At 63.6% G+C, this 25,419-nt stretch carries 18 protein-coding genes and 1 pseudogene; 17 read left to right on the top strand and 2 right to left on the bottom strand.

Features of this window, described 5'->3' with window-relative positions; all coding sequences use genetic code 11:
* The first annotated feature begins 114 nt into the window (after positions 1 to 114).
* The 7 genes and pseudogenes from K1X80_RS01880 to K1X80_RS01910 all read left to right on the top strand — a co-directional run bounded on the left by K1X80_RS01880 (position 115) and on the right by K1X80_RS01910 (position 9,545).
* A complete protein-coding gene (locus K1X80_RS01880; RefSeq protein WP_057444856.1) occupies positions 115 to 1,035 on the top strand; it encodes a LysR family transcriptional regulator in 921 nt (306 codons plus the stop codon).
* Positions 1,036 to 1,267: 232 nt separating this feature from the next.
* Positions 1,268 to 2,803: an MFS transporter gene (locus K1X80_RS01885; protein WP_057438938.1), complete on the top strand. Its 1,536-nt coding sequence runs from the start codon at positions 1,268 to 1,270 to the stop codon at positions 2,801 to 2,803.
* 25 nt (positions 2,804 to 2,828) lie between these two features.
* Positions 2,829 to 3,887: an HlyD family secretion protein gene (locus K1X80_RS01890; RefSeq protein WP_057438939.1), complete on the top strand. Its 1,059-nt coding sequence runs from the start codon at positions 2,829 to 2,831 to the stop codon at positions 3,885 to 3,887.
* On the top strand, positions 3,884 to 5,329 hold the full coding sequence (locus K1X80_RS01895) for an efflux transporter outer membrane subunit (RefSeq protein ID WP_120731179.1): 1,446 nt from the start codon (positions 3,884 to 3,886) through the stop codon (positions 5,327 to 5,329). Before K1X80_RS01890 ends, K1X80_RS01895 begins: the two co-directional genes overlap by 4 nt.
* A gap of 73 nt (positions 5,330 to 5,402) precedes the next feature.
* Positions 5,403 to 5,912: a sigma-70 family RNA polymerase sigma factor gene (locus K1X80_RS01900; protein ID WP_057438940.1), complete on the top strand. Its 510-nt coding sequence runs from the start codon at positions 5,403 to 5,405 to the stop codon at positions 5,910 to 5,912.
* Entirely contained in the window at positions 5,909 to 6,865 is a 957-nt protein-coding gene (locus K1X80_RS01905) for a FecR domain-containing protein (protein WP_220172623.1), read from the top strand. Before K1X80_RS01900 ends, K1X80_RS01905 begins: the two co-directional genes overlap by 4 nt.
* Positions 6,866 to 7,092: 227 nt before the next feature.
* A pseudogene (locus K1X80_RS01910) lies at positions 7,093 to 9,545 on the top strand (TonB-dependent siderophore receptor).
* A gap of 43 nt (positions 9,546 to 9,588) precedes the next feature.
* Here the strand turns inward: K1X80_RS01910 and K1X80_RS01915 are convergent.
* Both K1X80_RS01915 and K1X80_RS01920 read right to left on the bottom strand, forming a co-directional pair.
* Positions 9,589 to 10,296: a DUF3142 domain-containing protein gene (locus K1X80_RS01915; RefSeq protein WP_057957939.1), complete on the bottom strand. Its 708-nt coding sequence runs from the start codon at positions 10,294 to 10,296 to the stop codon at positions 9,589 to 9,591.
* A gap of 4 nt (positions 10,297 to 10,300) precedes the next feature.
* Positions 10,301 to 12,457: a hypothetical protein gene (locus K1X80_RS01920; RefSeq protein ID WP_057957940.1), complete on the bottom strand. Its 2,157-nt coding sequence runs from the start codon at positions 12,455 to 12,457 to the stop codon at positions 10,301 to 10,303.
* A gap of 150 nt (positions 12,458 to 12,607) precedes the next feature.
* Between K1X80_RS01920 and K1X80_RS01925 the strand changes: the two genes are divergently transcribed.
* The 10 genes from K1X80_RS01925 (at position 12,608) to pgaB (ending at position 25,417) form a co-directional block, all read left to right on the top strand.
* Positions 12,608 to 12,850, top strand: coding sequence for a DUF2789 domain-containing protein (locus tag K1X80_RS01925; RefSeq protein WP_057957941.1), 243 nt, complete (start codon positions 12,608 to 12,610; stop codon positions 12,848 to 12,850).
* Between the two features lie 269 nt (positions 12,851 to 13,119).
* Positions 13,120 to 13,551 (top strand): MarR family winged helix-turn-helix transcriptional regulator, encoded by a 432-nt coding sequence (locus tag K1X80_RS01930; protein WP_057438945.1) that lies wholly within the window; start codon positions 13,120 to 13,122, stop codon positions 13,549 to 13,551.
* A complete protein-coding gene (locus tag K1X80_RS01935) occupies positions 13,548 to 15,626 on the top strand; it encodes an FUSC family protein (protein ID WP_198818445.1) in 2,079 nt (692 codons plus the stop codon). Before K1X80_RS01930 ends, K1X80_RS01935 begins: the two co-directional genes overlap by 4 nt.
* The gene (locus K1X80_RS01940) at positions 15,623 to 15,832 is read left to right on the top strand and encodes a DUF1656 domain-containing protein (RefSeq protein ID WP_057438946.1); all 210 of its coding nucleotides are present in this window, start codon (positions 15,623 to 15,625) and stop codon (positions 15,830 to 15,832) included. The genes K1X80_RS01935 and K1X80_RS01940 overlap by 4 nt, the downstream gene beginning before the upstream one ends.
* A complete protein-coding gene (locus K1X80_RS01945) occupies positions 15,829 to 16,719 on the top strand; it encodes an efflux RND transporter periplasmic adaptor subunit (RefSeq protein ID WP_169990434.1) in 891 nt (296 codons plus the stop codon). Before K1X80_RS01940 ends, K1X80_RS01945 begins: the two co-directional genes overlap by 4 nt.
* A complete protein-coding gene (locus K1X80_RS01950; protein WP_057957944.1) occupies positions 16,716 to 18,158 on the top strand; it encodes an efflux transporter outer membrane subunit in 1,443 nt (480 codons plus the stop codon). The genes K1X80_RS01945 and K1X80_RS01950 overlap by 4 nt, the downstream gene beginning before the upstream one ends.
* Positions 18,159 to 18,239: 81 nt before the next feature.
* Positions 18,240 to 18,872 carry a hypothetical protein gene (locus K1X80_RS01955; protein ID WP_057438948.1) on the top strand — a complete coding sequence of 211 codons (633 nt, stop codon included), beginning with the start codon at positions 18,240 to 18,242 and terminating at the stop codon, positions 18,870 to 18,872.
* Positions 18,873 to 19,129: 257 nt separating this feature from the next.
* The gene (locus tag K1X80_RS01960) at positions 19,130 to 20,626 is read left to right on the top strand and encodes a YdgA family protein (RefSeq protein WP_057957945.1); all 1,497 of its coding nucleotides are present in this window, start codon (positions 19,130 to 19,132) and stop codon (positions 20,624 to 20,626) included.
* A 327-nt stretch (positions 20,627 to 20,953) separates the two neighbouring features.
* Positions 20,954 to 23,404, top strand: a complete 2,451-nt coding sequence (pgaA, locus tag K1X80_RS01965) for a poly-beta-1,6 N-acetyl-D-glucosamine export porin PgaA (protein WP_220172624.1) — start codon at positions 20,954 to 20,956, stop codon at positions 23,402 to 23,404.
* 12 nt (positions 23,405 to 23,416) lie between these two features.
* Positions 23,417 to 25,417: a poly-beta-1,6-N-acetyl-D-glucosamine N-deacetylase PgaB gene (gene pgaB, locus K1X80_RS01970; RefSeq protein WP_198791994.1), complete on the top strand. Its 2,001-nt coding sequence runs from the start codon at positions 23,417 to 23,419 to the stop codon at positions 25,415 to 25,417.
* The last annotated feature ends 2 nt before the right edge of the window (positions 25,418 to 25,419 follow it).

Here is a 25,419-nt window from a genome sequence, read left to right on the forward strand (position 1 = left end):
CCACCACAGCCGCCTTGCCCACCGCCTAAAGTTACCTGACGCAGTAGAAACAGTACCGGTAAAGCCTGCTACGATTGCGTGCGCTGTACTCCAAACCCATCACGAGTGCTTGGCATGCAATTACCGGATATGAATCTGCTGGTGGCCCTCGACGCCTTGCTCGACGAGGGCAGCGTGGTGGGTGCCGCGCGGCGGATGAACCTGAGCCCGGCGGCGATGAGCCGCACCCTGACGCGCATTCGCGAAGCGGTGGGCGATCCGATCCTGGTGCGCGCCGGTCGCGGTCTGGTGCCCACGCCCAAGGCCCTGGAGTTGCAAGGCCAAGTGCGCAACGTGGTGGAGCAGGCGGCGTTGTTGTTCCGCTCGGCGGACGAGGTCGACCTGAGCACCTTGCGCCGGCGGTTCAGCGTGCGCGCCAATGACTTTTTTGTCGGCGTGTATGGTGGTCGTTTATTCGACACCATGGAGCGGGTGGCGCCCCATTGCGAGCTGCGCTTTGTCCCGGAAGGCGACAGCGATGACGAAGCCTTGCGCGAAGGGCGCCTGGACCTGCGCGTCGGCAACACCATGCCGATTACCCCGGAAGTGAAGGTGCAGAACCTGTTCTCCACCACCTTCGTCGGCCTGGCCCGCGAAGGCCACCCGTTGTTCGACGAAGAAATCACCGCTGCGCGCTTTGCCAGCTACTCCCATATCAGCATCTCGCGGCGCGGTATCGCCCGAGGGCCGATCGACACCGCCCTCAGTGCCCAGGGCCTGGAACGCCGGGTGGCGATGATCGCGCCGGGGTTTCACGGTGCGATGTTTATGCTGCCTGACTCCGACCTGATCCTGCCGGTGCCCAAGGAAGCGCTCTACAGCGCCAATCGCCTGAAACTGCCACTGCGCGCATTTACCCTGCCGATTTCCCTGCCGACCCTGGTCCTGACCCAGGCCTGGCACCCGCGTTTCGACAAAGACCCGGCGCACAAATGGCTGCGCGAAACCATGCGCGAAAGCTGCGCCGCGACCTGGCGCGAAGCCCAACCCACCTGACGCCCACGATCAAAATGTGTGGAGCTAGCCTGGCTTGTGTGGGAGCTGGCTTGCCTGCGATAGCGGTGTGTCAGTGACAGATGCCTTAGCTGACACACCGCTACCGCAGGCAAGCCACCTCCCACATTCAATCATTGCGTCTGGTGCAGTTATAACCTTCCGATAAGTCAGTTTTCGTCATGTCTAAGCCTTATTAAACTGCTCGGGTATTCTATTGCCGAGTTGTACTTTCATGACGTCCCTCGCTGCCCCCGCGCCCTTGGCCACCGCCAAACCCGCCGCCGTCAGCCCCCCTGTGTTCGGCCCACGGATCATCATCGGCCTGGTCGGCGTGCTGCTGGCGGTGCTGGTCTCGGGCCTGAACGAAATGGTGACCAAGGTCGCCCTCGCCGATATTCGCGGTGCGCTGTACATCGGGTTTGACGAAGGCACCTGGCTGGTCGCGGCCTACACCGCCACCTCCGTCTCGGCCATGGCCTTTGCCCCATGGTGTTCGGTGACGTTTTCGCTGCGCCGTTTCACCCTGTGGGCCATCGGCCTGTTTACCCTGCTGGGGGTGCTTTGCCCGCTGGCGCCGAACTACGAAAGCCTGCTGGTGCTGCGCACCCTGCAAGGCCTGGCCGGCGGCGCGTTGCCGCCAATGCTGATGACCGTGGCCCTGCGGTTTTTGCCGGCCAACGTCAAACTCTACGGCCTGGCCGGCTACGCCCTGACCGCCACCTTCGGTCCCAGCCTCGGTACACCGTTGGCGGCGCTCTGGACCGAATACGTAGGCTGGCAGTGGGCGTTCTGGCAGATCGTCGCGCCGTGCCTGCTGGCCATGGCCGCCGTGGCCTATGGCTTGCCCCAGGACCCGTTGCGCCTGGAGCGCCTCAAGCAGTTCAACTGGCGCGGCCTGCTGCTGGGCTTCCCGGCGATCTGCATGCTGGTGATCGGCATCTTGCAGGGCAACCGCCTGGACTGGTTCGAGTCGCCGCTGATCACCACGCTGCTGATTGGCGGGGTGCTGTTGTTGGTGCTGTTCATGCTCAATGAATGGTCACACCCGATGCCGTTCTTCAAGTTGCAGATGCTTGGCCTGCGCAACCTGGCCTTCGCCCTGATCGTGCTGGCCGGGGTGCTGGTGGTGTTGCAGGCGGTGATCATCCTGCCGTCCAGCTACCTGGCGCAGGTGCAGGGCTACCGGCCGCTGCAAACCGCGCCGGTGATGCTGATCATGGCCCTGCCGCAGCTGATCGCGCTGCCCCTGGTGGCCGCCCTGTGCAACCTGCGCTGGGTCGACTGCCGCTGGGTGCTGGGGATTGGCCTGGGCATGCTGACCCTGTCGTGCATCGGCGGCGCGCAACTGACCTCGGCGTGGATTCGTGACGAGTTCTACGTGCTGCAACTGCTGCAAATTTTCGGGCAGCCGATGGCGGTATTGCCGCTGTTGATGCTGTCCACCGGCAGCATCGTGCCCGCCGACGGGCCGTTTGCCTCGGCCTGGTTCAACACGGTCAAGGGCCTGGCGGCGGTGGTCGCCACCGGGGTGATCGAGGTGCTGACCACCCACCGCCTGCATTTCCACTCGACCATGCTGGTGGACGCCCTGGGCAACTCGCCCCTGGCCGACAGCGACGCCACGGGCCTGGCCCACCGGCTGCACCAGCAGGCCGTGGTGCTGACTTCTTCGGATCTTTATTACGTCATGGCCGGTGTCGCGGTGGCGTTGATCCTCCTGATTTTCTGGATGCCGACGCGGATTTTTCCGCCGCGCGCACCCGCTTGATTGCTGACGCAGACCAAGGATTTTTATGAAACGCAAAGACCAGATTGCCGTGACTGTTATCAGCCTATTCGCCGTGGGCGTGCTGGTGTACCTGCTGGCGCCGGGTGTGTTTGGCAGCAAGCGCCAGACCACCAACGACGCCTTCGTCGCCGCCGACTACACCCTGGTGGCGCCGCGGGTCGCCGGGTTTATCAAAGAGGTGTTGGTGGAAGACAACCAACAGGTCAAGGCCGGGCAGTTGCTGGCGCTGATCGACGACCGTGACTTGCGCGCCGCCGCCCAGGCCGCCGATGCCGAGACCCTGATGGCCCAGGCCCAGCTGAAAAACGCGGTGGCCACCCTTGAGCGGCAGAGCTCGGTGATCGCCCAGGCCCAGGCCACGGTGGCCGCCGATCGCGCCGAGGTGGCCTTTGCCGAGCACGAATTGAACCGCTACAACCACCTCGCCGGTGTCGGTGCCGGTACGGTGCAGAACGCCCAGCAAGCCAGGACCCGCATCGACCAGGCCACCGCACGCCTGGCCAACGCCACGGCGGTGTTGGCCGCCGAACGCAAGCAGGTGGAGATTCTCAGCGCCCAGCGCGATGCCGCCGAAGGTGGCTTGAAACGCGCCCAGGCGGCGTTGGAAATGGCCAGCTATCAATTGTCGTACACGCGCATCGTCGCGCCGGTGGATGGCATGGTCGGTGAGCGGGCGGTACGGGTCGGCGCCTTTGTCACCCCGGGCAGCAAGATCCTCGCCGTGGTGCCGTTGGCCGACGCCTATGTGGTGGCCAATTTCCAGGAAAACCAACTGTCCCATATGCACGCCGGCCAGGCGGTTGAAGTGCGGGTCGACAGCCTCGACGGTGAAGTCCTCAACGGCCATCTGGAAAGCCTGGCGCCGGCCACGGGCGTGACCTTCGCCTCGGTCAAACCAGACAACGCCACCGGCAACTTCACCAAGGTGGTGCAGCGCATCCCGGTGAAAATCATCCTGGAGCCGGGTCAGGCACAGGTCCATCGCCTACGGGTCGGGATGTCGGTGGAGGCCAGCGTCAATACCCATCCCACTGCGCAGCAACGTGAGGTGGCGCAGCAATGAGAAAACTCGCGCTGCTTACTCTCAGCCTGATTAGCTTGGGTGCCTGCACCGTCGGCCCGGATTTTAAACGGCCCGATGCCCAGCCAGCGACGCAATGGGCCGAGCCCCAGGGCCGCCAGGCCGCCAGCCGGGCGGTCAGCGACCCGTTGGAAGAACAGTGGTGGGATGTGTTCCACGACCCGCAACTGTCAGCCCTGGTGCGCCGGGCATTGACCGACAACCTCGACCTGAAACTGGCCAGCAGCCGCTTGCAACAGAGCCGCGCAGTACGCCAGGTGACGACCGCCGGGCGCTATCCAGAGCTCAGCGCCGATGGCAACTACGGGCGCAAACGCAATAGCGCCAATGGCCTGAGCGATCCATCCGGCAACAACGGCCGTTCGGCCTTCAACCTGTGGGACGCCGGTTTCGCCGCCTCCTGGGAGCTGGACTTCTGGGGCCGGGTACGGCGTGAAACCGAAGCCGCCGACGCCACCCTGCAAGTGGCGGAAAACGACCGCCGCACGGTGCTGCTATCGGTGCTGGCCGAGACCGCCCAGGACTACATCCAACTGCGCGGCGTGCAAAGCACCCGTGCGGTCACCGAGCAAAACCTCGACGTGGCGCGCCGTAGCCTGAAGCTCTCGCAACTGCGTTTGGCCGATGGCGTGGCCACTCACCTGGATGTCGCTGAAGCCGCTGCGCAAGTAGCCGCCATCGAAGCGCGCCTGCCGGATTTGCAACAGCGTCAGGACCAGTTGATCAATGCCCTGAGCCTGTTGATGGGCCAGGCTCCGCAAGCCTTGCATGCGCAGCTGTCGCCGGACGCCGCGGTGCCCCAGACCCAGCGCCAGGTTGCGATTGGCCTGCCGTCGCAACTGGCACAGCGCCGCCCGGATATCCGCCAGGCCGAGGCGCGCCTGCATGCGGCGACCGCCAGCATCGGCGTGGCCAAAGGTGACTTCTACCCACGGATCACCCTGTCGGGCAGCCTCGGTTCCCAGGCCATGCAATTGTCGGATCTGGGCTCCTGGGGCTCGCGCACCTTTGCTTTCGGCCCGTCGCTGAGCCTGCCGCTGTTCAACGGTGGCCGCCTGCAGGGCATGCTCGACCTGCGCGAAGCCCAGCAGCAGGAAGCGGCCTTGGCGTACCAGCAGACCGTGCTGCGCGCCTGGCATGAAATCGACGACCAGTTGACCCGCTACAACGCCAGCCAACTGCGCCGTGACAGCCTGGCCGAAGCGGTGCGCCAGAACCAGATCGCCCTGGACACCGCCCAGCACCAATACGTCGAAGGGGTGGTGGATTTCGTCAACGTCCTCACGGTGCAGAGCGCGTTGCTGGCGACCCAGGAGCAATGGGTGGAAAGCTCCACCGGCGTGTCCCTGGCCATGGTTGGCTTGTACAAGGCACTGGGCGGGGGCTGGGAGTCGGTGTATCCGGTGCAGACCGCCGGGCGGTAACAGATAAAGTTTTTTGCCAGTCGCGATACAAGCTGTAATGATAATTGCTCTCAATAGTGTATCCGAGCAATTCATGGACACCGCGACTGACGGCCAGCAACAGCTTCATCTCCTGTACCGCGACCATCATGGCTGGCTGCAAGGCTGGTTGCGCAAGCGCCTGGGCGACCGCGAGCACGCCGCCGACGTGGCGCAGGACACCTTCCTGCGCCTGCTGGTGTCGGGGCGTTTTCCCGGTGCCCAAGAAAGCCGCAGCTACCTGACGCAGATCGCCCGCAACCTGGTGATCGACCAATGGCGCCGCTTGCGCATCGAGCGCGCCTACCTGCAAAGCATTGCCCACTTGCCGGAACCCGAGTCGCCGAGCCTGGAAACCCGCGCGTTGATCCTCGAAACCCTGATGCAGATCGACGCCATGCTCGACCGCATGCCCGAGAACGTGCGCCGCGCGTTCCTGCTGTCGCAGTTCGAAGGCCTGACCTACGCGCAGATCGCCGAACGCCTGGGGGTGACGGTCAGCTCGGTGCAGAAGTACATGACCCGCGCGATCATCGCCTGCTACCAGGTGGTCTACGAAGAATGAGAGCCCGCCATGACGCGCCGATTGCCCAGGCTGTGGTCGAGCAGGCCAGCGAGTGGTTGATGCTGCAATGGGGCGGCGAACTCGACGGGGCCCAGCGCCAGGCCTTTGCCCGTTGGCAGGCCGCCGACCCGGAGCATCGTCGTGCCTGGCAGCGTTTGCAGCAGTTGCAGCAGACCTTGGGCGGCGTCCCCGCCGACAGCGCCCGCGCGGTGTTGCGTGACGCGCCGGACCCCCAGCGTCGGGCGGCGTTGAAACTGCTTGGGCTGTTGCTGGTGGCCGGCGGCAGCGGCTACCTGGTCCAGGGCAGCCAGCCGTGGCAGGCGGCGTTTGCCGAGCATCGCACCGCCACCGGCGAGATTCGCCACCTGACCCTGAGCGACGGTACCCAGCTGGACCTCAACAGCGACAGCGCCGTCGACCTGCGCTTCAGTGCCACAGAGCGGCGCATCCGCCTGATTCGCGGCGAGATCCTGCTGACCAGCGGCCACGACCCATCCCGGCCGCTGATCGTCGAAACCACCGCGGGCGATATCCAGGCCCTGGGCACCCGCTTTGCCGTGCGCGAACTGCACGACGGCAGCCGCGTCGACCTCTATGAAGGGCGCTTACAGGTCCGCCCGGTGCAGGGTGTGCCGGTGCTGATGAAGGCGGGTGACAGCCTGTGGTTCAGTGCGACACAGACCTCGGCAGTGACCGCGCTGGATGCCAACGCCAGCAGTTGGACCCGGCACCGTCTGATTGCCGAGCGCCAGCCACTGGGGCGGTTTGTGGCTGAGCTGAGTCGCTATCGCCCGGGGTTGTTGCGCTGTGACGAGGCCATCTCCGGCTTGTTACTGACCGGCGTGTTTCCGCTGAATGACACCGACGCGATCCTCGCCGCCCTTGAGCGCTCACTGCCGGTGCGGGTACAGGCGGTGACTCGCTATTGGGTCACCCTCAAAGCCAGGGTTTGACTCGATCAACTGTAGGCGCTGGCTTGCCTGCGATAGCGGTGGGTCAGTTGGCCCATCTGTCACTGATACACCGCTATCGCAGGCAAGCCAGCTCCTACATTGATGGGTGTTTTGGTGTGGAAAGTCAGTGGCCGCATTTTTTTCCATTTTTCTTTGTCGGTTTTCCAATCCCGTCCGGGTTACCTCTTGAAAGCCAATCAAGAAGCGTTCTCACGGGGAGTCCTGCAATGCCGCACCATCCAATCCAACCCCTGGCCCGCGCCCTGCGTCGTGGCCTGTTTGTCAGTGTGCTGGCGACTGTGCCGCTTGTCCCGACCCTGGTCCAGGCCCAGGAGAGCGCCGGCGAAGCCTTGCGCCAATACAACATCCCTGCCGGCAGCCTGGACCAGGCGTTGAACCGTTTCGCCAGCGCTTCGGGGATTTTGCTCTCGGTGGATGCGTCACTGACGTCCGGCAAGCGCAGCCCTGGCTTGCAGGGGCGCTATGCCACCGGGCCGGGCTTGAGCGCTTGTTGGCCGGCAGCGGCCTGGTGGCGATGCAGGCGGGGAGCGGTTGGTCGGTGCAGGCCCTCGCGGGGGACGGCGCGATGCAACTGGGGGCGACCCAGATCAGCGCCCAGCAGCACCAGGAAAACGCCTGGGGCCCGGTCGACGGCATCGTCGCCACCCGCAGCGCCACGGGCAGCAAGACCGATGCGGCGCTGGTGGAAATCCCCCAGACCATCAACGTGATCAGCGCCGCTGAAATCAAGGCGCGCGGCGCGCAAAGCGTGACCCAGGCGCTGCTCTACACCCCTGGCATGAGTGCCGGCGGCTTCTCCGACCGGGTGAAGCTGTTCGATGAACCGACATCCCGTGGCTTCTCGCCGACACCCTTGTACCTCGACGGTTTGCACCTGCCTTACGGTGGCGGCAGTACCGGCGGAGCGTTGCAGATCGAGCCCTATTCCCTGGAGCGCATCGAGGTGCTCAAAGGCCCGGCGTCGGTGCTGTACGGGCACAACCAGCCCGGCGGCATCGTCAATATGGTCAGCAAGCGTCCCAGCGAGACCCCGGTGCGCCAGGTGGTACTCGAAGCCGGCACCTACGAGCACAAAAGCGCGGCCATCGACCTCAGTGGTCCGCTGGATGATCAAGGGCAGTTTTTCTATCGCCTTACCGGGCGCCTCAAGGACGAGCAAGGCGAGATCGACTACTTCGAAAACCGCCGCCAATTCATTGCGCCAAGCCTGACCTGGCGGCCCAACGACGACACCAGCCTGACCCTGTTCGCCCAGTACCAGAAAGACAAGGGCATGCCCGAGGCCCAGGGCCTGCCCGCATCCGGCACGGTCTGGCGCAACCCCAACGGCAAGATCGACCGTGATGTGTTTATCGGCGAGCCGGGTGTCAACAAGTACAATCGCGAACAATTTGCCTTCGGCTACGAGTTGTCCCATCGCTTGAACGACACCTGGACCCTCAAGCAAAACGCGCGCTATGCCGAAGTGGACGACCGCTATGTGGCGCCGTTGCACGGCTACCGTTTTGTCGCCAACCCGGCCACTGGCGCCATGGATCAACGCTACCTGGAACGCTTCGGCGTGGACTGGAGGCAGAACAACAAAGTGATTGGCGTGGATAACATCGCCCAGGCCGAATTCACCACTGGCGAGTTCTCCCACACCTTGATCGTGGGTCTGGATTACTACCACTTCAACTCCAGGTTCCTCGGCCTCTACGACCGCACCCCACCGATCATTGATCTATTCAACCCGGTGTATGGCCAGCCGCTGAATTTCGGCCAGCCGTATCGCTGGGACAACACCATCACCCAGACCGGCCTGTACGTGCAGGACCAGATCAAGTGGGACAAATGGGCACTGGTGCTGGGTGGGCGCTATGACTGGGCCAATGTGGTCAACAAGGCGCCGCTGAGCGACGATCGCACCAGCAGCAAGGATCAGGCCTTCACCGGCCGTGCGGGCCTGGTGTACCTGTTCGATAACGGCCTGGCGCCGTTTATCAGTTACTCGGAGTCCTTCCTGCCGCTGTCCGGCACCGATGCCAACCATAAGCCCTTCGACCCGTCCACAGGCAACCAGTACGAAGTCGGGGTGAAGTACCAGCCACCGGGCCAGGAAAGTTTTGTGCAGGTCTCGGTCTATCAACTGGACCAGGAAAACATCCTGACGGCCAACCCGCCGAGCAACTTCAGCAGCCAGAGCGGCGCCATGCGTTCGCGCGGCGTCGAGTTCGAAGCCAAGGCGGTGCTGAACGATTCCTGGGATGTGGTCGCTTCGGCGGCGCGCAACGACATCAAGTACACCAAGGACAACGAAGGTCGCGAAGGCCGCCACCCGGCCGGTATCTCACCGCTGACGGCCGCGTTGTGGGTCAACTACACCGTGATCGGTGACACCCCGCTGGCTGGTCTCGGCGCAGGCCTGGGGGCCCGCTACACGCGCAGCAGCATGGGTGACTACGTTGCCGGCGCGTTCACGGTGCCGTCCTACACCGTCTACGATGCCAGCCTGAGCTACGACCTGGGCGCCTCGGCTCTCAAGCTTAAAGGCGTGAAGTTGGCGATGAATGTGCAGAACCTTGCCAATAAAACCTATGTGTCGCAGTGCACCAGCGATCTGGATTGCTACTACGGCGAAGGGCGTACGGTGGTGTCGAGCCTGACTTACGACTGGTAAGACGCTACCCCTGTAGGAACCGGCAAGCCGGCTCCTACAGGGTTCAACCCGGATTCTGCAAAAACACCACATACCCCCGAAACCACTCATTCCCCTGCAAATACCCCGGTTCCTGCCACTGCCCGCCCTGGATCAAGCCAATCTTGAACGGCATTCCCAGCCGGTTCATCCGTGGCAGGTACGCCGCGTAATCCGGGATGCTGTGGCGGCCCTGATAGGTCTGCACCACCACTTCATCCACCACGCCCTTGAGCTGGGCGATGGCGGCCGGGTCGGCGTTGCTGCTCCAGTCCATCAGGCCGGTGATGCTCAGGCGCAAATCCTTTGGCAGGCGCTGGCGCAGGTCTTTGAGGAAGTCGGCGTATTCATGCAGGTACTGGGTGCGGGCGTCGAAGTCGATCTGGATGCCCACCACTGGGTTGCCCGCTGCGCGCCAGCGTTGCACCTGGCCGAGCATTTTTGTGTAGACCGGCTCTGGCCAGCGCAAGGTGTGGGCGCGGTAGACAATCCACACTTCGCCCTGGCGGATGCGCGGCACGCTCATGCCCTGGGCGATGAACTGCACGCCGCGTTCGGGCTGGCGGCGGGTCGAGTTGATCTGGCCCTGGAGGATGTACAGCGTCTTGGCCTGCTTGAGCACCGGCTGTGGCGCGACCCCGCTCCACAGCCAGAAGGCCTCATAGTCGCGGGCATCGACCGCGCCGAAGGCCGGGCTCGCCAGTACCAGCAGCGCCAGCCAGAAACCTTTCACCGGCTTACCAGTAGTACTGCAGCGACTTGCCCCACTGGGTGTCGGCAAACCCGGTTTTCAACTGGCGGAACCAGCCCTTGCGCACCGCCTTGTCCACATCTTCGCCGCCGCAGCTGTTGTAGCCCGACGGCGCATAGCAGTTGATCGCCCGGAACAGTGCATAGGCCTTGTCGTCACGGGGCGCCTTGGGGTTGGCGATGACTTGTTTGTAACCCTCGAGCCGGGAGAAGGTTTCGCCTTTGAAGGCCGATGCGGTGCTGCCCAGGCTACCGGCCGAGCGCACTTCTTCCAGGGGCATGCCATCCAGGCCGTTGCGCAGGATGAACTCACCCAGGCAGTTGAGGCCGTGGGGGTTTTTCGGCTCGCTCTGCAAGGTGCTGGCGGTTTGCGCGATGGTCGGGCAGGTGTAGCCGGAGGCGGCCTTGTCGCCGCTCCAGCGGAACAGCGTCAGTGCCTGACCGCCGTCGTACACATAGCCCAGGCTGGTGCCGATCTTGTCGGCGGCAGGCGAGGCCGGCAGTTGCTGCAAGTCCTCGGCAAAGGTCGCGAACTGGCCGCGCAGCAGGTCTTTGTAGAGCAAGACAAATTGCGCGGTACTGCGCTCCAGCGGGTCGCTGGCCTGGCTGATCTGCTGGCGCAGCAACTCGGGCCCGGCCACGCTGCGCAGCAGGATATAGCGCACTTGCTTGGTCTGGATCGGCGAGTCGGCGGCGAACACCTTGGCCAATTGGCCGCTGCGTTCGTAGTTCATCGCCAGGGCCAGTTCCAGTTGGTCGCGCTGCAAGGGCTGCTTGGCCAGGGGCAGCAGTTGCAGCCACAGCGCCTCGGCGCCTTTCCAGTCCTGCTTGGCTTCCAGGGCCAGGCCGCGCAGGGTTTGCTGGCTGAAGGCCAAGTAATCCAGGCTCGACGGCAGCTCTTGTGGCAGATGTTTCAACGCGTTGTCTGGCTGGTGCTCGACATACAGGGCGAACGCCGCCTGCAAGTAGTCGTACAGCGCCGGCTCGTTGGCAAACGCGGCCTTTTGCCCGTCGAGAGTGGCGCGGGTCAGCTTGGGCGGGTTGTTGGCGCGCATCCACATCAGGTCGTTGATCGCCAGCAACAATGGGTTGCGGATGGTCTCGGCGTAGCTGGTCAGCAGCTTGTTGTCGGTTTCTTCCACCAGTTCATCAATGGAGCCATTGCGCTCGGCATCGCTGGCCTCGGTCAGTTGCCAGGCGTAATCGTCCGCCAGCTTGCTCGCATCGCCCGCCAACCAGTGCACCCGGCGCAACAGGCCACGGGCGGAAGGGGCGTACTCACCCTGTGGATAAGTTTTCAGGTAGCTGAGGAAACTGTGCTCGGCTTCGTCCAGCGCGGACTTATCCACAGCCTGGCGCTGGGGTAGGCCGTATTCATCGAAGGCGTTTTCCTGGGCATGGTTGAGCGACGCGCGGGCGATCATGTACACCGCCGTTTCTTTGAGCCATGGCAGTGTGGTCAGGGTCACCGCAGCAAACCCGCGCTCGGCATACACAAAGCGCCCGCTGTAAAAGTCGGAAGCGGCGAGCAGGTAGGTGGTCAGCTCGCGACCCTGGGTGGAAGTGATCAACTGCGGCTCCAGCAGCACTTCCCCCTGCCAGTCGCAGGTGCCGAGCAATTTCAGGCGCGCATTGGCCAGCAGCACTCGCTCATTCGCCGGCACATCGGCCTTGATCACTTGGCGCACAAAGTCGGTGGCACTCTGCACATTGTTGCTGCGGCAGCGGCTGCCTTCGCCCCACAAAAACTGATCGCCTGCCGCCGCCGTGGCCTCGCGCTGGATGCCCAGCGAGGCCAACAGTTGCGCAAGCTCCGTGCCTTGCTCTTCGCCCGTCTGCCCTTCGGGCGGGTGCGGCACCAGGCGATACACCGGGAACGGCACCGGGCCGAAGCCCTGGGCCAGGTCATCTTCACCCAGCGCATTAGGGGTCAGGGGCGCGTTCTTTTTTGCCGCGAGCAACAGGCGCAGGTTGGTCCGGCTGTCATTGCCGGGGCTCAGGAATGGCATGTTGCTGCAGGCGGTCAGCGAATCCTGGGACACGCGCCAGTCGGGGTAGCACGAGTCGTCGCCGCTGGCCTGGGCCTGCAGGGAAAAGGCGGCACACAGTGCCAGGGTCAGGGATGACAGAAGACCGATGCGCATGAATTGTCCTTATTCCGGGAGTCCGTGAATGCCACTGGGCGAAAGGTGAAGATGATAGCGTGAACATTGCAAAATGTTGCACGAATGGCTGCCAATCTGTGGGTTTTATCGGTCTAGACTGAGGGCAATCACTGACTTTTTGGAGTTGCCATGCAATCGCCTGTTCACAGCCTGCCGTCGTTGTTCAAACAGCTCGGGCTGCCCGATGACGCCACCAGCATTGAGCGTTTTGTTGCGGTGCATTCGCCGCTCAAGCCGGAGTTGAAACTCGAAGATGCGTTTTTCTGGACGGGTAGCCAGAAGGCGTTTCTACGCGAAGAAATTCTGGAGGATGCGGATTGGGCGGAAGTGGTGGATGAGTTGAATGTGCTGTTGCGCAGCAGCCGTGCTTAAGTGAACTCATTCGAATGTGGCAGCTGTCTAGCCCGAGCGAGGCTGCGATAGCGGTGGATCAGCCAACATCAATGCCAGCAGTGCTACTGCCACCGCAGCCTCGCCAAGGCTCGACAGCTCCCACAGAGGCGGCGCGTTATAGGGGCTCCACCGCCTATCTGTGAATTTGTATCAAAACTTGACGAGATTCCATTCCTCCACCATATTGATAGTTAGCAAACTAACTGTATGCGAATGACCTCGTGCCTCAAACCCTCGAAACCCTTCATATGAGCCTCAGCAGCAGCATGGTGGCGGGCGCCCGTAACTGGCGCAAAATCTGCCAGGCCACGCTGGTGAGTTACGGTATTTCTGAAGCCTGTGCGGTGCCTTTACTGATGATCGGCCGTCTCGGCGACGGCGTGCATCAAGTCAAGGTGGCCCAGGCTTCGGGGATGGAAAGCCCGTCCCTGGTACGCCTGCTCGACCAACTGTGCAGTGCCGGCCTGGTGTGCCGCAGCGAAGACCTGCACGACCGCCGCGCCAAGGCGTTGAGCCTGACCGAGCGCGGCCGCGAGTTGGTGCAGGCGGTCGAAGCCCAGCTGGTGCGCTTGCGCCATGAAGTGCTGGCAGACATGGCCCCTGCCGATCTGGAAGCCGCGTTGCGCGTGCTGCATGCTTTTGAAGCAGCCAACCACCCACCGTTGGTCGTGGCTTCTTGAACGGATTTTTTACCGGCATGCCGCCGGCCCGGGATTGGTTCTACGGTGTGCGTACTTTCGCGGCGTCGATGATTGCCCTGTATATCGCCATGCTGATGCAAATGCCGCGTCCGTATTGGGCGATGGCCACGGTGTATATCGTCTCCAGCCCGTTTGTCGGGCCCACCAGTTCCAAGGCCTTGTACCGTGCCATCGGCACCTTTCTCGGGGCGATGGCCGCGGTGTTTTTCGTGCCGCTGTTTGTGCAGACACCGTTCCTGCTGGTGGTGGTGATTGCGTTGTGGACTGGCATTTTGCTGTTTCTGTCCCTGCATTTGCGTACCGCCAACAGCTACGCCTTGATGCTGGCGGGCTACACCTTGCCGTTGATCGCCTTGCCGGTGGTGGATAACCCCCTGGCGGTGTGGGATGTGGCCGAGGCGCGTACCGAAGAAATCTTCCTTGGCATCGCCGTAGCGGCGGTGGTCGGCGCGATGTTCTGGCCACGGCGCCTGGCACCGGTGTTCGATGACTCGGTGCGTAAATGGTTTGCCGACGCGACGATCTACAGCCAGCGCTTCCTCAATCGCAACGTACAGCCCGAGGAAGTCAGCAGCCTGCGCGGCGGCATGGTCGCGACCTTTAACACCCTGGAATTGATGATCGGCCAACTGCCCCACGAAGGCGCGCGGCCACAAACGGTGCGCAACACCAAGGAGCTGCGCGGGCGCATGATCCATCTGTTGCCGGTGGTGGATGCCCTGGATGACGCGCTGTATGCCCTGGAGCGCCGCACCCCGGAGTTGGTCGGCAAGTTCGCGCCGCTGCTGGCGGCCACCACCGAGTGGCTGCAAAGCACAACCGATGAGGCGCCGGTCGAACGCTGGCGCGTCCTGCGTGACCAGCTCGAAGCCCTGCAACCCGACGCCGAGGCCCTGGACGACCGTCATCAGTTGCTGTTTTCCAACGCGCTGCATCGCCTCGGCGAGTGGATCGACCTGTGGCAAGACTGCCGCAGCCTGCAAGCCGCCATCCACAGTGAAAGCCAGGCCCCGTGGCGCGCGGTCTATCGCCACTGGCGCCTGGGCCGGCTGACGCCGTTCCTTGATCGCGGCCTGATGCTCTACTCGGCGTTTTCCACGGTCAGCGCGATTATCGTCGCCTCGGTGCTGTGGATTCTGCTGGGCTGGACCGACGGCGGCAGCGCAGTGATCCTCGCGGCGGTGGCGTGCAGTTTCTTCGCCTCGATGGACGACCCGGCGCCGCAGATCTACCGGTTCTTTTTCTGGACGGCGATGTCGGTGCTGTTCGCCAGCCTCTACCTATTCCTGATCCTGCCCAACCTGCATGATTTCCCGATGCTGGTGCTGGCGTTTGCGGTGCCCTTTATCTGGGTCGGCACCCTGACGGTGCAACCGCGTTTCTACCTGGGCATGCTGCTGACCATCGTCAACACCTCGTCCTTTATCAGCATCCAGGGCGCCTACGACGCGGATTTTCTGAGTTTCGCCAACTCCAACCTCGCCGGCCCGGTGGGCTTGCTGTTTGCCTTTGTCTGGACCCTGATCGCGCGGCCCTTTGGCGCTGAGCTGGCGGCCAAGCGCCTGACCCGTTTCAGCTGGCGCGATATCGTCGGCCTCACGCAGCCGGCCACCCTCGCCGAGCACCGGCGCCTGGGCGTGCAAATGCTCGACCGCCTGATGCAGCACCTGCCGCGCCTGGCCATGACCGGCCAGGACACCGGCGTCGCCCTGCGCGAGCTGCGCGTGGCGCTGAACCTGCTCGACCTGCTGGCCTACGCACCCCGCATCCTCGGCGTGCCGCGAGTGTTGCTCGACCAGGTGGTGGCCGAGGTCGGCGAGTACTTCAAAGCGTGCCTGAAGGCCGGTGAGCGCCTGCCGGCCCCCAGCGGTCTGCTGATGACCCTGGACCGCACCCGCCGCGCCCTCAACGGCCAGGGCCTGCAAGGCGAGGGCGAAACCCGCCTGCACCTGCTGCACGCCCTCAGCGGTTTGCGCCTGGCGCTGTTGCCCGGCGTGGAGTTTGTCAGTACAGGCGAGATGGACGCGCCGTTACCCGATGGAGCGCCTCTATGATCGGTGACCTGGATATCAGCGGGGTGTTCCTGCCCACGCTGCTGGTGCTGATGGGCATTACGTATGGCTTTTACCTGGTGGTGCACGGGTTGTTGACCCGCGTCCACTTCTACCGCCTGGTCTGGCACCGGGCATTATTCAATGTGGCTCTCTACGCGCTGTTGCTGGGCGCTGTGGACTCACTCAGTCGATACCTGATGACATGAAAAAACCTTTTTTGACGATCGGCCGTGTGGTCCTGACGTTGCTGGTAGTGACCTTTGCCTGCGTCGTGGTCTGGCGCATGGTCATGTACTACATGTTCGCCCCCTGGACCCGCGACGGGCATATCCGCGCCGACATCGTGCAGATCGCCCCGGACGTGTCCGGGCTGATCCAGCAAGTGGATGTGCGCGATAACCAACTGGTGACCCGGGGCCAGGTGCTGTTCTCCGTGGACCAGGACCGTTTCAAGCTCGCCCTGCGCCAGGCCCAGGCGGCCGTGGCCGACCGCCAGGAAACCCTGGCCCAGGCCCAGCGCGAAGCCAGGCGCAACCGCGGCCTGGGCAACCTGGTGGCCAGCGAGCAACTGGAAGAAAGCCTGTCCCGCGTGGCCCGCGCCCAGTCGGCCCTGGCCGAGGCGCAGGTGACGGTGGATAGCGCTCAGCTCAACCTCGACCGCTCGGTGATCCGCAGCCCGGTGGACGGCTACGTCAACGACCGTGCGCCTCGGGCCCAGGAGTTCGTGACCGCCGGGCACCCGGTGTTGTCGGTGGTGGACAGCAATTCCTTCCACATCGACGGCTACTTTGAAGAGACCAAACTGGACGGCATCCATGTCGGCCAGAGCGTGGATATCCGTGTGATTGGCGACAACGCCCGTTTGCGCGGGCATGTACAAAGCATCGTCGCCGGCATCGAAGACCGCGACCGCACCAGCGGCTCCAACCTGCTGCCCAACGTCAACCCGGCGTTCAGCTGGGTGCGCCTGGCCCAGCGGATCCCGGTGCGTATCGCCTTTGATGATGTGCCGGCGGACTTCCGCATGATTGCCGGGCGCACGGCCACCGTGTCGATCATGGATGACCAGTCCAAGTCCGGAGACCAGCCATGAAGCAACTGCTGGCGACCGCTGGGCTGGGGCTGCTGTTGTCGGCCTGCCAGGTAGTGGGCCCGGATTACCAGTTGCCGGATGCAGCCGCCGTCAACCGTGGCGACCTGCAGGGCCAATTGGCCGGGCAGGGCAGTAATGTGGTCTCGGCGCCGGTGCCCGCCGACTGGTGGAAGTTGTACCAGGACCCGCGCCTGGATGAACTGGTGCGCCAGGCCATGGCCTCCAACACCGACCTGCGGGTGGCAGCGGCCAACCTGCAACGGGCGCGCTTCCAGGTGCAGGAAGCGCAATCGGCGGGCGGCTGGAGCGGCGGGGTCAAGCTCGGCGCCCAGCGTTTGCAGGAGTCCGGCGAGGCCTTTTTGCAGGCGAATAAAGTGCCGGTGGCGAATGTCGGTGATATCGGCATCACCACCTCCTATCAGTTCGACCTGTTCGGCACCTTGCAGCGCGGCATCGAAGGCGCCCAGGCCAATGCCGACGCGACCCAAGCCGCGGTGGATACCGCACGCATCACCCTGGTAGCGGACGTGGTGCGCTCCTACACCCAGGTGTGTGCAGCCAATGAAGAGCTGCACATCGCCCGCCAGTCTCTCGACCTGCAAGCCCAGAGCACGCGCCTGACCCAGCGCCTGCGCGATGCGGGGCGTGGCGATGAAACCCAGGTCACCCGCTCACAAACCCAATTCAAGTCTTTGCGCGCTGAACTGCCGCGCTTTGAGGCGGCGCGCCAGGCCGGTTTGTTCCGCCTGTCGATGCTCCTGGCCAAACCCCTGGACCAATTGCCGGCCGGCACCCGCGATTGCGCCGAGTTGCCGCAGATTGCCCAGTTGCTGCCGGTGGGCGACGGCGCCACCCTGCTCAAGCGCCGCCCTGACGTGCGCCAGGCCGAACGCCGACTGGCGGCGGCGACGGCGGGCATTGGCGTGGCCACCGGCGAGTTGTACCCGGATATCAGCATCGGCGCCTCCATCGGCACCGTGGGCATTATCGACAACCTCGGCAAACCGGCCGCCAACCGCTGGGGCTTCGGCCCGCTGTTGAGCTGGACGGTGCCGTCCAACGGCTCGCGTGCGCGCATCCACGAAGCCGAAGCCGCGACCCAGGGCGCCTTGGCGCACTTCGATGGAGTGGTGCTCAATGCCATCCGCGAGACCCAGACCGGGCTTGCGCAATACACTGCCCAACTGCAGCGCCGCGATGCCCTGGCCGAGGCCGAGCAGTCGGCGCAACAGGCCGCCGACCAGACGCACCGCTTCTTCCAGGCCGGGCGCGAGTCGTTCCTCGCCGACCTGCAAGCCACGCGCACCTACACCGATATGCGTGCGCAACTGGCTCAGGCCAACACCCAAGTGGCGATGAGCCAGATCGACCTGTTCCTGGCCCTGGGCGGCGGCTGGGAAAGCGGACGAACGCAAGGCACACAACCCGGCAAACCCTGAGGCGGTTGCTATGCTTTGATCAGACGGGCTTGCGTGATGGCCCGCTGATCACTGCCTGCGTTGCTCATGGGGATTCCAATAATGAAAAACCCTTATGCTCCCGCGTTCTGGTGCGTGCTCTTCGCACTGGTGTTGTTATCGGCGACTTACTTTTACGGCGTCATGCTGGCCCATCAACTGGATAAGGCCATGGTGTTCCTCGACAGCGCCTGTGCGTTGATCGCCGCGTTGTCCATTGGCGTGGTGGCCTGGGCTTCCTACCAGGGCCAGCGCACCCAGAAAAAAATCCTCGAACAAGGCAAGACGCGGGTGGCGATCTGGGACACCAAGGTCGCCCTGCGTCGGGTCGAAACCGTGTTTGACCGCTATTTCTGGGGCAGCTACTGGCAGCCTGGGCGCACCTTCCAGGAAGTCATGGGCGAACTGACCGGCACGCCCCTGGAAAAAAGCCTTGAAGCCTTGAAGCAACAATGCGTGGTACTCGACCGACAAGTGGCCGAAGGGCGGCACTGGCTGAACAACGCCCGGGAACTGTCCGACGTCGCCACCGCCATGGCCCGCGAGCGTTACCAACTGGACTTCTACGACCCCAAGGCGGATACGCCGGGCAATGCGGTGATTCACCGCGAGTTTGAAGTGCTGGTGTACACCTGGACGGCGCGGCTGAAGAGTTTTGATCACCAACTCGACGAAATCGAGATGGAATACTCCTGACCCAGGGCTGAGTCCGGTGGATCTGATAAAACTCAGTGAGTCTTATTGGGGCTGCTACGCGGCCCAACGGGGGCAAGCCCCCTTGCCACAATGTTCCATTTCCATCCCCTGGGCCGCGTTGTCCGCCACAAGAGATTGCAACGAGCCCCCCCGCCAGTGCTAACCTTGCCCCGATTTTCGGCGGGCTTGAGCCGACGCCCCACTTCGGGGTTCAGGGAAGACAGCCCACTTCGCACAGGATTGGATCAGGACACTTCATGAATAAATCAGCCGTTGTACTTTTGGGTTTTGTTGCCGCCGTCGGCGTGGTCAGTGCCGGCGGTGCCTGGTACACCGGCAGCCAATTGGAAGGTGTGCTTAAAACCACGATCGAAGACGCCAACAAGGAGATGGAACGCTCCCTGGCCGGTGTCGATGGCCGTATGACCCTGGAGATGGTCTCCCTGGATCGCGGCTGGTTCAGCAGCACCGGCCACTTCCGTCTCAAGGCTGAAGGCGCGGTGTTCGGTGAACAGTTCAAAGACAGCGAGCTGCTGTTTGTCGACCGTATCGAACACGGTCCACTGCCGGTCTCGCGCCTGGTCACCCTGAAGTGGTGGCCAGTGCTGGCTACCAGTCACCTGGCCCTTGAGAAGAACCCGACCACCGAAAAATGGTTCGCCGCCACCAAGGACGTTTCGCCGGTCAAAGGCGTCGCCAACATCGGTTTCAACCGTTCGGTCACGGGCAACCTGGAGCTGCTGCCCCTGGAGTACAAGGACGGCACCACCAGCGTCACCTTCTCCGGCTTGAACATGGACTACTTCAACACCGAAAAGGCGACAGAGATCAAGGTCGACGGTTACATGGACGCCCTCAAGGTCTCCCTGGTCGACCCCAAGGGGGCACCGTTCCAGGCAGAGCTCAATGGCTTGACCCTCGCCAGTAACTTGACCAAGAGCAGCTTTGGTTTTTATGTCGGCCAGAATACCGTCGTGTTGAGCAACAGCACGTTCACCTTTGGCCCGGAACAAGCCGTGCTGACCGTCAAAGGGTTCGAGCAGAAAGACAGCAGCGATACCAAGGACAACAACCTGGACGGTCGCGTCGACTACAAAATCACCGAGATCGGTTACCAGGGCAAGCCCGTGGGTTCGGCGGCCATGGCCGTGAGCGTCAAGAACATCGATGTGCCATCGACCATGGTGCTGACCAAGCTGTATCAGGACAAGATGCAACCGGTGCAGGCTGCCCAGGCTGCCGGCCAACCGATTCCTGAGCTGCAACTGAGCGAAGCCGAGCAAGTGCTGGCCCAGGCCAACGTTGATCTGCTGCTGGCCGCCAAGCCGCAAGTGGCCCTGGAAAATCTGTCCCTGAAGACCGCCAATGGCGAAAGCCGCTTCAACCTGGTGGTAGACCTGACCAAGCCGTCCACCATGGAGCTGCCGCCGGTTGAACTGGCCAAGCAGATGATCACGCTGCTGGATGCCAATCTGACCCTGTCCAAGCCGATGATCGCTGACGTGGCCGCCCTGCAAGCGCAGATCGGTGGTGTGACTGACCCCAAAGCCATCGAGCAGCAGGCCCAGATGGCCAGCGAGATGGTCAGCGGCATGGCCGTGGGCACGCAACTGGCGACCCTGGAAGGCAACGACATCCTGGCCAAGCTGCATTACGCCAACAATGAAGTGACCTTCAATGGCCAGAAAATGACCGTCGAGCAGTTTATCGGCGGCGTACTGGGCAAGCTGGGTGCGGTCAGCGGCGCCCAATAAGGCTGCCCGACCCCCTGTAGGAATACGGTTTGTGTAGGCGCTGGCTTGCCTGCGATAGCATCACCTCGGTGTGTCAGTGAAACAGAGGTGATGCCATCGCAGGCAAGCCAGCTCCCACAGAGGCCAGCTCCCACACAAGCCCCACGTTTGATCTCAACTGGCTTGTAGGACAATTCTGAACAATTGTCCTAATTTGTCCTATTCCATATCCTTCTCAGGGATATTGCGCCCAGGAAAGCTTGGCCGGGTCATCAGACACCGGCGGCCTGATGCGTGTTGTACAGGCGAACCTATCGCTACAGCTTTCCGAGTAAGGAAGCTGACGACATGTTGCGTAATTTCTCTCCCTCTGGCCCTGGCCGCCTGCGTCTACTGATCGGTGCTGCCTTGTTGCTGCCGACCCTGGCCGTGGCCGATCCTGCCTATGATTCCCTGATTCGCCAGGCCCGTACCGGCAACTACACGCCAGCGCTCAACCTGTTGCGCCAATTGCCTGCCGAGCGCCAGACCTCTGGCCAGGTCAGCGATCACCTGTTGATCGCCAGTTGGGCGCGCCAGGATGACGAAGTACTCAAGGTCTATGAGGCCCAGGGGCACCAGCGCCAACTGACCACCCAAGCGCTGACCACCGTGGCCCGCACCTACCGCAATCAACAGCGCTGGGCCCCCGCCGAAATGGTGTATCGCCAGGCCTTGCTGCGCGAACCGAGCAACCCGGACCTGCAACTGGGCCTGGCCATGACCCTGGCCGATGGCGGCAAAACCGCCGAAGCCGTGCAGCGTGCCCGCACCCTGGTGGCGGCCAAGCCCGAGAATGTCGAGCGGCGTATGGCCCTGGGCTATGCGTTGTCCCGTGCCGGGCAGCCCTATGATTCGCTGTTCGAATTCGACCAGGCGTTTATCCGCGCCGGTAACCAGCCCGAGGTGGTGCGCGAATACCTGATCGCCCTGCAACGTGCACGTATGCCGGAACCGGCCCTGCGCCTGAGCGCCCGCCACCCCGGCTTGCTGGACCCGGTGACCCAGCGCCGCCTGGAAGGCGACCTGGCTGCCGAACGCGTGCGCCTGGCTGAATTCCCGACGCGCAGTGAAAGCGAACGCTTTGTGATCGCCGACCGCGCCCTCAAGAATTACGACCAATTGCTCGCCACCTGGACCCCGGACGCCAGTGCCCATGACGATGTGGTGCGCTGGCGCATCGACCGCCTGGGCGCGCTCAAGGCCCGCGCACGTACCGCCGAGGTGCTCCACGACTACGAAGCCTTGCAAGCTCAAGGCGTGCAACTGCCCAACTACGCCCTGCGCTGGGTGGCCGCCGCCTACCTCGACCAGCGTTTGCCCGAGAAGGCCGCGCCGCTGTATCGCCAGGCAGTGACCGCGTCGGATGCCGACCCCAGCAACCAAGTGGTCGACAGCACCGCGCTGTACTACTCCCTGCTGGAAAACGACCAGACCCGCGAAGCTCGCGCCGTCGCAAACGACCTGGCGAGCACGCAAAAACCTCGGGTTGAACTCAAGGGGCTGCCCCTCGGTAACCCCAACGACGCGTGGCTGGCCGCCCAGCAACTGGCGGCCCAGGCCGCGACCTACGGCGCCGATCTGCCGACCAGTGAAAAAAGCCTGGAAACCCTGGTGCGCACCTCGCCCGGGAATGTCGGCATGCGCGTGGCCCAGGCGGACATGTTCCGCGCCCGCGCCTGGCCGCGACGTGCCGAAATTGCCCTCAAGAACGCCGAAAACCAGAACCCGCGCCACATCGACCTGGAAGTCTCCCAAGGCTACAACGCGCTGGATCTGCAGGAGTGGCGCCAACTCGATATGCTCGCCGATGACGTGGTCGCCCGCGCCCCGGACAATCGCCAGGTCCAACGTCTCCAGCGCCTGCGCAAAGTGCATGAGATGGCCGAGCTGCGTATCGAAGCCGAGACCGGTAAAAGCCATGGCGGCGGGGCGGTTGCCGGTAGCCGTGACTGGGGGATCGAAACCCTGCTCTACAGCCCGCCCATCGATGAAGACTGGCGGATATTCGGCGGTATCGGCTACGCCACCGCCGACTTTGAAGAAGGCACGGGCCACCACCGCTGGCAGCGCCTGGGTGTGGAGCGGCGTACCCGTGATATGACCCTGGAGGCCGAAGTCTCCAATCACTCCTACGGCAAAGGCACCAAGCAGGGCGCACGCCTGGCGATTGCCCGCGATATCAACGACCACTGGCAGTACGGGGGCAGTCTTGACTACCTGGCCGCCAGCACGCCGTTGCGCGCGCTCAATGCCAACGTCACCGCCAACGGCGGCAGCGGGTTTATCCGCTGGAGCGCCAACGAGAGCCGTGAGTGGAAACTGGCGCTGAGCCCGTCCCACTTCAGTGACGGTAACGACCGTGTCGAAGCGTCGCTCATCGGCCGTGAGGGTGTCTACCGCTCGCCGGGCGTGCAAGTAGACCTTGGCCTGGAAGTCGCCGCCAGCCGCAACAGTAAGGAAGAGGCCGCGTATTTCAACCCGCGCTCAGACTTCAGCGTGCTGCCCACGGTGAGCGTCAACCATGTGCTTTATCACCGCTACGAAACCCAGTGGAGTCAGCAGTTCCAGGCCGGTGCGGGCACTTACAGCCAGCGCGATTACTCCACCGGCGCGATAGGTTTGCTCAGTTACGGCCAGCGTTATCGCTGGAACGACGTACTGGAGACCGGCGCCAACCTGAGCTGGATCAACCGACCTTATGACGGTGAGCGCGAAAGCGATGTGCGCCTGATCGTCGACCTCACTTACCGTTTCTAGAAGAGTCCGATCATGACCCTTGTTTCCCGTTGCCTGCTGGCCCTGGGCTTTTTGCTGAGCAGTGCCTGTGCCCAGTCCCCCGCGCCTTTTACGCCACCTGCTGAACGACTCAAACCGGTCAACGAAGCGCCGTGGCCGAAAAACCATTTCCTGGGCATTGCCTACCACGATGTCAACGACCGTGACCCCGACCAGAGAGTGGTGGCGGTGCGTACCGAACGCCTGATCGAACAGTTGTCCTGGCTGCGCGAGAACGGCTACCAGGCGGTCAGCGTCGACCAGGTCCTCGCCGCCCGTGCCGGCGGGCCAGAGCTGCCGCCCAAAGCCGTCATGCTCAGCTTCGACGACGGTTATTCGAGCTTTTACACCCGCGTTATGCCGATCCTGCGTGCCTACCAGTGGCCGGCCGTGCTGGCGCCAGTGGGCAGTTGGGTCGACACGCCGTTGAACCAGCCGGTGGATTTTGCCGGCGTGCCGCGTAACCGCGGGGAGTTTCTGACCTGGCAACAAGTGCGCGAAGTGGCGCAATCGGGCCTGGTGGAAATCGCCGCCCACACCGACGCCAGCCACAAGGGCGTGCTGGCCAACCCCCAGGGCAACCAGGAACCGGCCGCCGCCACCCGGCGCTATGACCCGGTCACCCGCAGTTATGAGTCCGAAGCGCAGTTCCGGGCGCGGATGCGCGCCGACGTCGCGGCGATTTCCAATAAGATCCGCGCCGTTACCGGCAAGGCCCCGCGTGTGTGGGTATGGCCGTATGGGGCGGCGGATGGCACCTCCCTGGCGGTGGTGGGTGAGCAGGGTTACCAGATGGCCCTGACCCTGGAGGACGGCCTCGACAACCTCGGCAACTTGATGAGCAGCCCGCGCTTTCTGGTGGACAACGACCCGTACGGTGAGGACTTCGCCAACAGCATGGTCTCGGCGCAGGTCAAAGCACCGATGCGCGTGCTGCATGTGGACCTCGATCATGTCTACGACCCGGACAAGGCGCAGGAGGTGCGCAACCTCGACGCGCTGGTCCAGCGTGTGCTGGACATGGGCGTCGACACCGTGTTCCTTCAGGCTTTTGCCGACCCCAAGGGTGATGGCCTGGCGCGTTCGCTGTACTTCCCCAACCGCCATCTGCCGATGCGCGCAGACCTGTTCAACCGTGTCAGTTGGCAGCTGCATACCCGTGCCGGCCTGGTCAAAGTCTACGCCTGGATGCCCGTGCTGAGCTTTGCCCTGGATGCCAAGCTACCCCGCGTCAGCCGCTGGGACCCGGCCACCGGCAAGGTGGCCGTCGACCCGAAACAGTACCAGCGCCTGTCGCCGTTCGATCCCCAGGTGCGCAAAGTCATCGGTGAGATCTACGAAGACCTGGCCCGTACCAGCGCTATCCACGGTGTGTTGTTCCACGATGACGCCGTGCTCTCGGACTTTGAAGACGCCAGCCCCCAAGCCCTGAAAACCTACGCCGCCAACGGCCTGCCGGGCAGCATCCAGGCGCTGCGCGCCGACCCTGAAGTGATGCAGCGCTGGACCCGTTTCAAGAGCCGCTACCTGATCGACTTCACCCATGAACTGACCGCCAAGGTCCGCGCCCTGCGCGGCCCGGAAGTGCTCACCGCGCGTAATATCTTCGCCGAGCCGATGCTCAACCCGGCCAGCGAAGCCTGGTTTGCGCAGAACCTCGACGACTTCCTCCAGCACTACGACTGGACCGCGCCGATGGCGATGCCATTGATGGAAGGTCAGTCACTGAAGAACTCCAACGCCTGGCTGGAAAAGCTCGTGGCCACGGTCAAGGCCCGGCCCGGTGCGATGCAGCGCACGGTCTTCGAGCTACAGGCCAAGGATTGGCGCACTCCAGCCGCCCCGGACATTTCCGGCGTGCAAATGGCCGAGTGGATGGGTGTGCTCAAGCGCCAGGGTGCCAGCAGTTTTGGCTACTACCCCGACAACTTCCTGGAGAATTCGCCGGATCTGAACACCGTGCGTCCGGCCCTTTCCAACAAATGGAATCCTTGACT

This window comes from Pseudomonas sp. So3.2b, assembly GCF_019464415.1.
Lineage (GTDB): Bacteria > Pseudomonadota > Gammaproteobacteria > Pseudomonadales > Pseudomonadaceae > Aquipseudomonas > Aquipseudomonas shahriarae.

Coding starts and splice junctions, on each gene's coding strand:
- K1X80_RS01880 (WP_057444856.1), top strand. CDS start 115: ATGCAATTACCGGATATGAATCTGCTGGTGGCCCTCGACGCCTTGCTC.
- K1X80_RS01885 (WP_057438938.1), top strand. CDS start 1,268: ATGACGTCCCTCGCTGCCCCCGCGCCCTTGGCCACCGCCAAACCCGCC.
- K1X80_RS01890 (WP_057438939.1), top strand. CDS start 2,829: ATGAAACGCAAAGACCAGATTGCCGTGACTGTTATCAGCCTATTCGCC.
- K1X80_RS01895 (WP_120731179.1), top strand. CDS start 3,884: ATGAGAAAACTCGCGCTGCTTACTCTCAGCCTGATTAGCTTGGGTGCC.
- K1X80_RS01900 (WP_057438940.1), top strand. CDS start 5,403: ATGGACACCGCGACTGACGGCCAGCAACAGCTTCATCTCCTGTACCGC.
- K1X80_RS01905 (WP_220172623.1), top strand. CDS start 5,909: ATGAGAGCCCGCCATGACGCGCCGATTGCCCAGGCTGTGGTCGAGCAG.
- K1X80_RS01920 (WP_057957940.1), bottom strand. CDS start 12,457: ATGCGCATCGGTCTTCTGTCATCCCTGACCCTGGCACTGTGTGCCGCC.
- K1X80_RS01925 (WP_057957941.1), top strand. CDS start 12,608: ATGCAATCGCCTGTTCACAGCCTGCCGTCGTTGTTCAAACAGCTCGGG.
- K1X80_RS01930 (WP_057438945.1), top strand. CDS start 13,120: ATGAGCCTCAGCAGCAGCATGGTGGCGGGCGCCCGTAACTGGCGCAAA.
- K1X80_RS01940 (WP_057438946.1), top strand. CDS start 15,623: ATGATCGGTGACCTGGATATCAGCGGGGTGTTCCTGCCCACGCTGCTG.
- K1X80_RS01945 (WP_169990434.1), top strand. CDS start 15,829: ATGAAAAAACCTTTTTTGACGATCGGCCGTGTGGTCCTGACGTTGCTG.
- K1X80_RS01950 (WP_057957944.1), top strand. CDS start 16,716: ATGAAGCAACTGCTGGCGACCGCTGGGCTGGGGCTGCTGTTGTCGGCC.
- K1X80_RS01955 (WP_057438948.1), top strand. CDS start 18,240: ATGAAAAACCCTTATGCTCCCGCGTTCTGGTGCGTGCTCTTCGCACTG.
- K1X80_RS01960 (WP_057957945.1), top strand. CDS start 19,130: ATGAATAAATCAGCCGTTGTACTTTTGGGTTTTGTTGCCGCCGTCGGC.
- pgaA (WP_220172624.1), top strand. CDS start 20,954: ATGTTGCGTAATTTCTCTCCCTCTGGCCCTGGCCGCCTGCGTCTACTG.
- pgaB (WP_198791994.1), top strand. CDS start 23,417: ATGACCCTTGTTTCCCGTTGCCTGCTGGCCCTGGGCTTTTTGCTGAGC.